Here is an 8,588-nt window from a genome sequence, read left to right as displayed (position 1 = left end):
GCGGCGGTCACCAGCGCCGGTGCCGAGCCGCCCGCGATGATCAGGTCCGAGAGTCCGTCCAGGCGCCCGGACACCTCGGCCGCGCCCGGCAGGGGCAGTTCGACGAGCGGCTCGTCGACCGGCGCCCTCGGGGCCGAAGTAGTCGCTGTACTGGGGCATGTCACACTCCTGCGGATGCGGGTTCGGCCGCCTGCGCGGGCTTCCAGCCCAACGCGGGTGCCACTTCGGTCGCGATGAGTTCGAGGGCGCGGACCGCGGCGTCGTGGTCGGGCACGGCGGGGTTGAACTGGGTGATCAGGTCGGTGGCGACGGGCAGCACCTTCTCCTGCCCGAGCGCCGCGACGATTTCGTCGGGATGGCCGTAGAAGGAGTGGAAGCGGCGCAACGCCTCGTCCTGGTCAAGGCCCTTGGGGAACGCCCCGTGTTCCACCATGCGCAGCGCGGCCCGATGGACGTCGTCGCCGATCACCGAGAGCGCGGTACGCCGGTCCTTGGCCGGGAACACGAACCGGGACAGGCCGATGCGTGGCCGGTGCGGTCGCTCCCAGGCGGCCAAGTAGGCGTCCGCCCAAGGGCGTTGGACCTCGTCGGTGGGGGCGTCGAAGCCGTAGGCCGCCCGGTTGAGCAGCAGATTCGAACCGCTCCGCGCCGCGTACTCGGCACCTTGCGCGCTGAACACCCCTTGCCAGACACGGGCGTTGAAGTCGCCGGGCCGGGGCTGGATGCGGAAGCCGGCCGTGCCCACCTCTCGGCGGTCCAGGGCCTGGCGCACGATGTCGAGGTTCTCGCTGGTCAGTTGACGCTTGCGGGCCACGTCCTTGCCGAACGCCGCGTACTCCACCTCGCTCGATCCGCTGCCCGCGCCGAACTCCACGCGGCCCCCGCTGAGCGTGTCGACGGTGGCGATGTCCTCGGCGAGCCGCACCGGATCCTCCAGCGGGAGGACGGTGATGGCGGTGCCGAGCCGGATGCGGGTGGTGCGCGCCGCCGCGTGGGCGAGGAAGGTCCACGGCGAGGACAGCCCGCCCCCGCCGAGGGAGACGTGGTGCTGGGCGACCCAGCCGACGTCGAAGCCCAACTCGTCGGCCACGACGAAGAGTTCCTGGGCGTTGCGGTAGGTGTGGGCGATGTCGTCGTCGCGGCCCTGGACGTGGGTGAGGAAACCGAGCCGGAAGCGTGGTCTCTCGCTCGTCATGACGTGCCGGCCCTCTCAGTCGTTCACGAGCCGGCGCTCGCGGGAGTGACGGTTGGCCGGGACCGGGAGGCCGAGGTTGCCGCGCAGGGTGTCGGACGTGTACTCGGTGCGGAACAGGCCGCGCTTCTGGAGGATCGGGGCGACGCCGTCGACGAAGTAGTTCAGCTCGTCCTCGGTGCGGAAGGCCAGGTTGATGCCGTCGAAGGCGCGGGCGTCGAACCACTGCTGGATGGTGTCGGCCACGGTCGTCGGGTCCCCGACGAACGGCGACTGACGGAACTGGTTGACGGACTCGGCCACTTGACGCAGCGTCAGGCCTTCGGCCTTGGCCCGCTCGATGAGCTGCGCGGCACCGGTGCGCCCTCCCTTCTCGGCGAGGTGGGCGACATCCGGGAAGGGTGCGTCCAGGTCGTGCACGCTGAAGTCGTACGCCCCGAAGGACCGGCCCAGCAGAGCGAGGTTGCGGTCGAAGTCGTCGTCCTCCTCGAAGATCTCCCGCTCGCGACGCCGCGCCGCCTCGTCGGTGGCGGCAACGACCGGGCCGCCGTGGATGAGGATCTTGACGTGGTCGGGGTCGCGTCCGTAGGCGGCCGCGCGCTTCTTGACGTCGGCGTAGTAGTCCCGTGCGGACTCCAGGGTGCCCCCGGGTGCGAAGATGCCCTCGGCGACCTGCGCGGCGAGATCACGGCCCTCCTCGGACACCCCGGCCTGGAAGATCACCGGCTGGCCCTGCGGTGAGCGGGAGAGGTTCAGCGGACCCGCGATCTTGAAGTGCTCGCCCGCGTGGTCGAGTTCGTGCAGCTTCGCCGGGTCGAGGAACACGCCCCGCTCGACGTCGGCCGGGAACGCGTCGTCCTCGTACGAGTCCCACAGCCCCCGGGCGACCTGTACGAACTCCAGGGCACGGCCGTAGCGGGTGGCGTAGTCGAGGTGCTCGTCGAGCCCGAAGTTCCGCGCGGTGCCGGTGTCGAAGCTGGTGACGACGTTCCAGCCGGCCCGTCCGCCGCTGATGTGGTCGAGCGAGGCGAAGCGGCGGGCGAGGTTGAAGGGCGAGTTGTACGTCGAACTCGCCGTGCCCACCAGGCCGAGGTGCTTGGTGTGGGTGGCGACGGCCGACAACAGGGTCAGCGGCTCCAGGCGGTTGAGATAGTGCGCCGGATAAGTGGAGTTGATGAACTGGCTGTCGACGATGAACAGGGCGTCGAACAGGGCGTGTTCGGCCGCCTGGGCCAGTCGGATGTAGTAGTTGATGTCGATGCTGGCGTTCTTCGCGACGCGCGGGTCCTTCCACAGCCCGTGCTGGCCGGGACCGCCGACACCGTAGGGGTGGAGGGCGAGGTGGAGCGTGCGGGACATGGCTGTTCCTTTTCCGTGAAAGGGAGTTGAGGGTGTGTCAGGCGTGCAGGAGGGCGCGCAGGGCCTCGCGTTCGGCGCGGTCCGCCGCCGCGCTGTGCAGGGTGGGCGCGGAGCGGACGAGCAGGCGCGTGTAGGGGTGCTGGGGCTGGTTGATGACGTGGGCGGTGGCGCCGACCTCGACCAACTCGCCCTGGTACAGCACGGCGATGCGGTCGGCGACCCCGGCGACGGACCCGAGGTCGTGGGAGATGAAGACGAGGGCGACGCCGTCGGCGCGGAGTTCCTTGAGGATCTGGAGGATCTGCACGCGGTTCGCGGAGTCGAGCGCGCTGACCGGCTCGTCGAGGATGACGAGACGCGGCTCGGTCACCAACGCCCGCGCCACCGCGACGCGTTGACGCTGCCCGCCGGACAACTCACCGGGCAGCCGGTCGAGCAGTTCGGCGGAGAGCCGTACCCGGTCGAGGAACGCGCGGACCCGGGTCGCCGCCTCCTGCCGGGAAACGCTCTGGATCAGCAGGGGTTCGGCCAGCGACGCCTCGACCGTCACGTCCGGGTCGAGACTGCGCAGCGGGTCCTGGAAGACGTACTGGATCACACCGCGCCGCCGCAGCGCGCGCCACTGGCGATGGCCGTACGAACCGACCTCCTCGCCGTCGATCACGATCGACCCGGCCGAGGCGCGCACCAGACCGAGCACGGCCCGCGCGAGCGTCGACTTGCCCGAACCGGTCTCGCCGATGATGCCGACGGTCTCGCCCGGGGCGATGCTCAGCGAGACCCGGTTCAGGGCCTGGCGGCGACGCCGGTGGAGGCCGTAGTGCACCTCCAAGTCGGTGACGTCCAGGACGGGTTGGGCGGGCTGCGGCGACGGGTGGTCGGTGCTCACGCGTCCTCCTCTACGGCTTCTACGGCGGCCAGGACGTCGGTCCTCACGGGCTCCACGGCGTCTGCGCCGAGGAACTTGTCCAGGCCGTACTGCTCGTGCTCGGCGATCAGCAGCCGGGTGTATTCGTGCCGCGGGTTGTGCAACACCTCGTGGGTCGGGCCCTGTTCGACCACCTCACCCTGCCGCATGACGAGGACCTCGTCGCAGAGCTGGGCGACGACGGCCAGGTCGTGGGAGACCAGGACGAGGGCGAGGCCGGTGCGTTCGCGCAGGTCGGCGAGCAGGTCGAGGATCTCCGCCTGGACGGTGACGTCGAGCGCGGTCGTGGCCTCGTCGGCGATGAGGATGCGCGGGTCGGCGGCGATCGCGGCCGCGATGAGGACGCGTTGGAGCATGCCGCCGGAGAGTTCGTAGGTGTACTGGCTGTAGACCAGCTCCGGGTCGCGCAGCCGCACGGCGTGGAGCAGCTCGATCGCCTGCCGGCGGGCCTCGCGCCGTTTGAGTCCCTTCTTGACCTTGAGCACCTCGGCGATCTGCGCGCCCACGCGGATCGAGGGGTTGAGATACGACGCCGGGTCCTGGAAGACCGCGCTGATCGTGGCGCCGCGCAGGGCCGTCCACCGAGCCGACGAGAGCCCGGAGATGTCCTGGCCGTCGATCTCGATCGAGCCGCCGGTGACCTCGAAGTGGGCGGGCAGGATGCCCAGCGTGGCCCGGCAGGTGAGGGTCTTGCCGCTGCCGGACTCGCCGACGATGCCGACCGCCTTGCCGGGTGTCAGCGTGAAGGTGACGCCGTGGACGATCTCCTGGCCGGCGGCCCGGTCGCTGATGCGTACGTCGCCTACGGACAGGACGGGCGTCGACGGGGCGGCCGGGCGGACGGGCTCGGTTGCGTCGGTCGTACCCGGTGTACCGGCCGTGCCGTCCGTCCCGGTCTTCTCGACCTCGGCCCTGCCGTTCTGTGCGGTCTTGCTGTTCTGCTCGGCCTTGGTCAGGACTTTTTCGGAGAGAGTTGCCATCACGCACCTCCGGCGTGAACGTGAGCGGCGTCGCTGTGGGCATCGGAGTCGGTGGCGTCGGCGAGCCGATTGGCGCGCGCCTTGCGGTTGTTGACCAGGGCGCGGCCCGCCTCGCCGGAGACGTCGCGGATCGCGTCGGCGAGGAGGTTGCAGGCCCAGACGGTGACCATGATTAGCAGGGCGGGGACCAGCGGTGCCCACGGTTTCTGGGTGAGATAACCGAGGTCCGAGGCGAGCAGCCCGCCCCAGGTGGGTGCGGGCGGCTGGACGCCGATGCCCAGGAAGGTCAGCGTCGAGACGATGACGAAGCCGACGCCGATGGTCTGTGCGAGCGCGACCGCGATCGGCGGCAGCACCTTGACCCAGACGTGCCGGCGGACGACCCACCCGATGGAGGCGCCGGAGATCAACGCGGCCTCCACGTACGGCGAGCGGGCCACCGCCAGCGTCGCGGCGCGGGCCACCCGGTAGAACAGCGGGGACACCAACACCCCTGTGACCAGCATGGCTTGGGTGATGCCGTTGCCGAGCAGGGCGACCACGGCGACGGCGAACAGCAGGAAGGGCAGGGCGACCAGTGTGTCGGTCAGCCGGAGGGTGACCCACTCGAAGACCCGGCCGAAGTAGACCGACAGGATGCCGGGGATGGCCCCGACTCCCATGGCGGTGAGGGCGACTTCGAGCGAGCCGAGCACGCTCACCCGGGAGCCGTCGAGCAGCCGGCTCAGCACATCGCGGCCGAGGTAGTCGGTACCGAGCCAATGCGCGCCCGACGCCTCGGCGAGAGTGTCGGAACTGGTGGCCAGCGGGTCGTGGGGCGCGATGAACGGCCCGAGGACGGCGAGCAGGGCGATCACGGCCAGGATCACCAGGGCGATCCGGCCGGACGTCAGGGAGAGCACGCGGCGCACCATGGTCACACCCCCCGCTGGGACGCCGGCGTCACACGCGCCAGCACCAGGTTGACGATCAGGTTGAAGACGACGACCAGGACGATCGACACGACCAGGACTCCCTGGACGGCCGGTACGTCACCGGCCTGCGCGGAGTCGTTCGCGAACCGGCCGAACCCCTGGAGTCCGAAGATCCACTCGGTGACGACCGAGGCGCCGACGAGGGTGGGGAACTTCAGGCCGAGGGTGGCGAGCGCGGGGCCGAGGCCGTTGCGCAGGACATGGCCGAAGAAGATCCGGCGTGGGCTGAGCCCCCGTACGACCGCGCCCGTCACATAGTTCTCGCGGTAGGCGGAGACGAGGCTGGTGCGCAGTTGGCGGGCGACGTCGGCGACGACGTCGAAGCTCAACGCGACGGCGGGCAGGGTGATATGGGCCAGCCACGGCCCGACCCCCTGCGCCGCCGGGACGTATCCGGCGGACGGGAACACATGCAGTCCGACCGCGAACACCGCGACCAGCACGATGCCGACGACGAAGGCGGGCATCACCGAGATCACCGTGACGAAGCCCGTGATCGCGCGGTCGATCCAGGTCGTACGGCGCAGCGCGGCGAGCGTGCCGAGGGCGAATCCCGCGACCACGCCGATGATCAGCGCGAAGAACGCCACCGACAGGCTCACGCCCAGGCCGAGGCCGATGAGGGTGGAGATGTCGGCGCCGTTGGTCCAGCTGGTGCCGAGCTGCCCGTGCAGGACGCCGCCCAGCCAGTCCACGTACTGGACGAGGAAGGGCCGGTTGAGGCCCCAGTGTGCTTCAACTCTGGCTACCGCTTCGGGAGTTGCTTCCTCACCCAGCTGGATCCGCGCCGGGCTGAGCCCGCTCAGTGACCGCAGCGCGAACGTCACGAACGTCGCGACCAGGAACACGGGCACGAAGATCGCGATCGACCGGGCGAGGGTGACCAGGACGCGGCCCACGGTGTGCCGCGTCCCGGTCGTGGCGACCCGGTGACGGACGTCGGGTGGTGTGGCCGGTGCCTCCGTCGTCGTCATGGCTTGCCCCCTCTCTGTAGTGGCTGTACGGGTAGTGGCTGTAGGAGTGGTGGCCGTACGGGTGGTGGCTTTCCGTGATGTGACGGAGTGTCAGCTGGCGCCGATGGTCACGCCGGTCCAGTCGATGTGGGCCGGGTTCTTGGGCAGGGCGGAGATCGACTTGCTCTTCGCGATGAGGTTGGGCGAGGAGTACGTGAAGACCAGCGCCTTGCTCTGGAGGCCGGCCCGGGTCGCCGCCTGGAGGACCTTCGCGTAGTCGGGCGAGTCCAGCGGGGTCTGGCGCACCTTGGCGATGGCCGCCTCGAAGCCCGAAGGCTCGTACGGCGAGCTGAGGTTGAGCGGGCCGTTCGGACCGAAGTGCGCGGTGAGGGTCTGTGCGGCGGAGTCGCGCCCCGTCGTCCCGTAGGTGGAGAGCGTCAGGTTCTTGGCGAAGAACGGGGTGGCCCAGTTCTTGTCCACCTTGATGTTCACCGTGATGCCGACCTTCGCCAACTGCGCCTGGACGATCTCCGCCGAGGGGTCTTCCGCCGGGATGACCAGGTCGAGCTTGATCTGGCCCGCCTTGTAACCGGCCTCGGAGAGCAGCTGCTTCGACTTCGCCGGGTCGTAGGCGTAGTCGTTCGCGGACTGCGGGTCGTAGGCCACATACCCCTTGGGGAACGGCTGGTTGGTGACCGAGCCGTAGCCGAAGGTCAGCTTGTCCACGAACTCCTGGCGGTTGACCGCGTAGCGGACCGCGTCGACGACCTTGGCGTTGTTGAACGGCGCCTTGTTGACGTTGAGGCTGATGTTGGAGGCGTTGAAGCCGGGCTGTACGAAGACGTCGAGTCCGGCCTTCTTGGCGGCCTCGGCCTGACTGGGGGCGATGTCGGCGAAGTTGTAGACGCCGGTCTGGAGTCCGGAGACGACCGTCGCCGCGTCGGGGGCCGAGGTCAGTTCGACGTTGTCGATGTGGATGTCCTTGGCGTCCCAGTAATCCGGGTTCTTCTTCAGGAGAACCTTGGTGCCAGGGACGAGCTGCGTGACGGTGAACGGGCCCGCGCCGACCGGGCTTTGATCCAGTTTGGTGGGGGACTTCGCCGCCTTCGGGCTGGCGATCTGGAGGACGCGCTCGCCGAGGAGCTGGGGGATCTGGTAGTCGACCTGGCTGAGGTGGAGCACCGCGTCCAGTCCGTCGGCGTCCACCGATTTGATGGAGGTGAGGTCGCCGAAGAGCGCGGAGTTCTTCTGCTTCTGGGCGCGCAGGATGGCGGCCTTCACGGCGGCGCCGTCGACCGGTTCGCCGTCGCTGAACTTCAGGTTCGGGCGCAGATGGAACGTGATCTGGTCGCCCTTGGCGTTGTACTCCCAGCTCTTGGCCAGGTCGGGCACGGCCTTGCCGGTCGCGTCCGTGCGGGTCAACGAGGCGTAGACCAGGGCGAGTTCACGGAACTGGGCGCCACTGCCGCTGACGACCGGGTCCCAGTGGGCGGGGAAATAGGAGGAGGCCCACTTCAGCGTGGCGCTGCCGCCGGCCGTCGAGGCGTCGCCGCCGCAGGCGCTGAGCGTGGGGACGAGCACGGTGGCGAGGGCGGTACCCAGGGCGGCGGCGCGCAGTCTGCCGGGGCGGAAGGCCGCCCGAGGGCTGCGAGACGTGAGTCGTCCGGACATCTTTGTTTCTTTCTTCGAGGGCTCCCGGCCGCGCCGGGGCAGCGGAAAGGAAGCGAGGGCGGCACACCCGGGGCCGGACATCACGGAGACCGGGACGGCGGACATGCCGGTGCGGCTTCGATGCGCACGGGGGCATGCCGCGCCCAGGGCATGAGGCGTCGGCGGATCGCGGGGAGAGCCCGGGACACGGAGGGAGGCGGAGGAGGCGACGAAACGCGAGAGGGGGCGCGAGGAGACGGCGCTGGGCGGCGAGGCGGCGGAACGCCGGTGCCTACGGGAGCGGGGTCAGGCGCCTGTGGGCCGGGGGCGGCGGGTCAGCGACAGAGAGCGCTACAGGTGCGCCGCAGGTCCACGTAGCGGCACACCACACCGGGGTGCGTCGTGAGCATGCTGCACATCCTGGGGCCCGCTGTCGGCGGCTGTCAATGGACACCAATTGGTGTCTCATTCGGCGGGACGAACCCTGACCGCTCACCACGTAGATGGCGGTCTCGGATTCGCCGTGGTGATGGTCGGAGGACGCGGTCGAGG

Annotated in this window: 7 protein-coding genes and 1 pseudogene; all 8 read right to left on the bottom strand. The window is 69.9% G+C overall.

From position 1 onward, the window contains the following. A pseudogene (locus ACNFOC_RS45965) lies at window positions 1-122 on the bottom strand (oxidoreductase); the annotation flags it as partial. A 38-nt stretch (window positions 123-160) separates the two neighbouring features. Then, window positions 161-1,195, bottom strand: coding sequence for an LLM class flavin-dependent oxidoreductase (locus tag ACNFOC_RS45960; RefSeq protein WP_416964957.1), 1,035 nt, complete (start codon window positions 1,193-1,195; stop codon window positions 161-163). 15 nt (window positions 1,196-1,210) lie between these two features. Further along, window positions 1,211-2,551: an LLM class flavin-dependent oxidoreductase gene (locus ACNFOC_RS45955; RefSeq protein ID WP_416964956.1), complete on the bottom strand. Its 1,341-nt coding sequence runs from the start codon at window positions 2,549-2,551 to the stop codon at window positions 1,211-1,213. Between the two features lie 37 nt (window positions 2,552-2,588). Further along, window positions 2,589-3,440, bottom strand: coding sequence for an ABC transporter ATP-binding protein (locus ACNFOC_RS45950; protein WP_416964955.1), 852 nt, complete (start codon window positions 3,438-3,440; stop codon window positions 2,589-2,591). Beyond that, on the bottom strand, window positions 3,437-4,459 hold the full coding sequence (locus tag ACNFOC_RS45945; protein ID WP_416964954.1) for an ABC transporter ATP-binding protein: 1,023 nt from the start codon (window positions 4,457-4,459) through the stop codon (window positions 3,437-3,439). Before ACNFOC_RS45945 ends, ACNFOC_RS45950 begins: the two co-directional genes overlap by 4 nt. Continuing rightward, a complete protein-coding gene (locus ACNFOC_RS45940) occupies window positions 4,459-5,373 on the bottom strand; it encodes an ABC transporter permease (protein ID WP_416964953.1) in 915 nt (304 codons plus the stop codon). The genes ACNFOC_RS45945 and ACNFOC_RS45940 overlap by 1 nt, the downstream gene beginning before the upstream one ends. A 2-nt stretch (window positions 5,374-5,375) precedes the next feature. Beyond that, complete coding sequence (locus ACNFOC_RS45935; RefSeq protein WP_416964952.1) at window positions 5,376-6,407, bottom strand: ABC transporter permease; 1,032 nt, start codon at window positions 6,405-6,407, stop codon at window positions 5,376-5,378. Window positions 6,408-6,497: 90 nt separating this feature from the next. Continuing rightward, complete coding sequence (locus tag ACNFOC_RS45930; RefSeq protein WP_416964951.1) at window positions 6,498-8,057, bottom strand: ABC transporter substrate-binding protein; 1,560 nt, start codon at window positions 8,055-8,057, stop codon at window positions 6,498-6,500. Between the last annotated feature and the right edge of the window lie 531 nt (window positions 8,058-8,588).

The sequence above is a fragment of the Streptomyces colwelliae genome (assembly GCF_048158785.1).
GTDB lineage: Bacteria > Actinomycetota > Actinomycetes > Streptomycetales > Streptomycetaceae > Streptomyces.
Note: the sequence above shows the minus strand (reverse complement) of the source record. Positions and strands in the feature narration are given on the sequence as shown.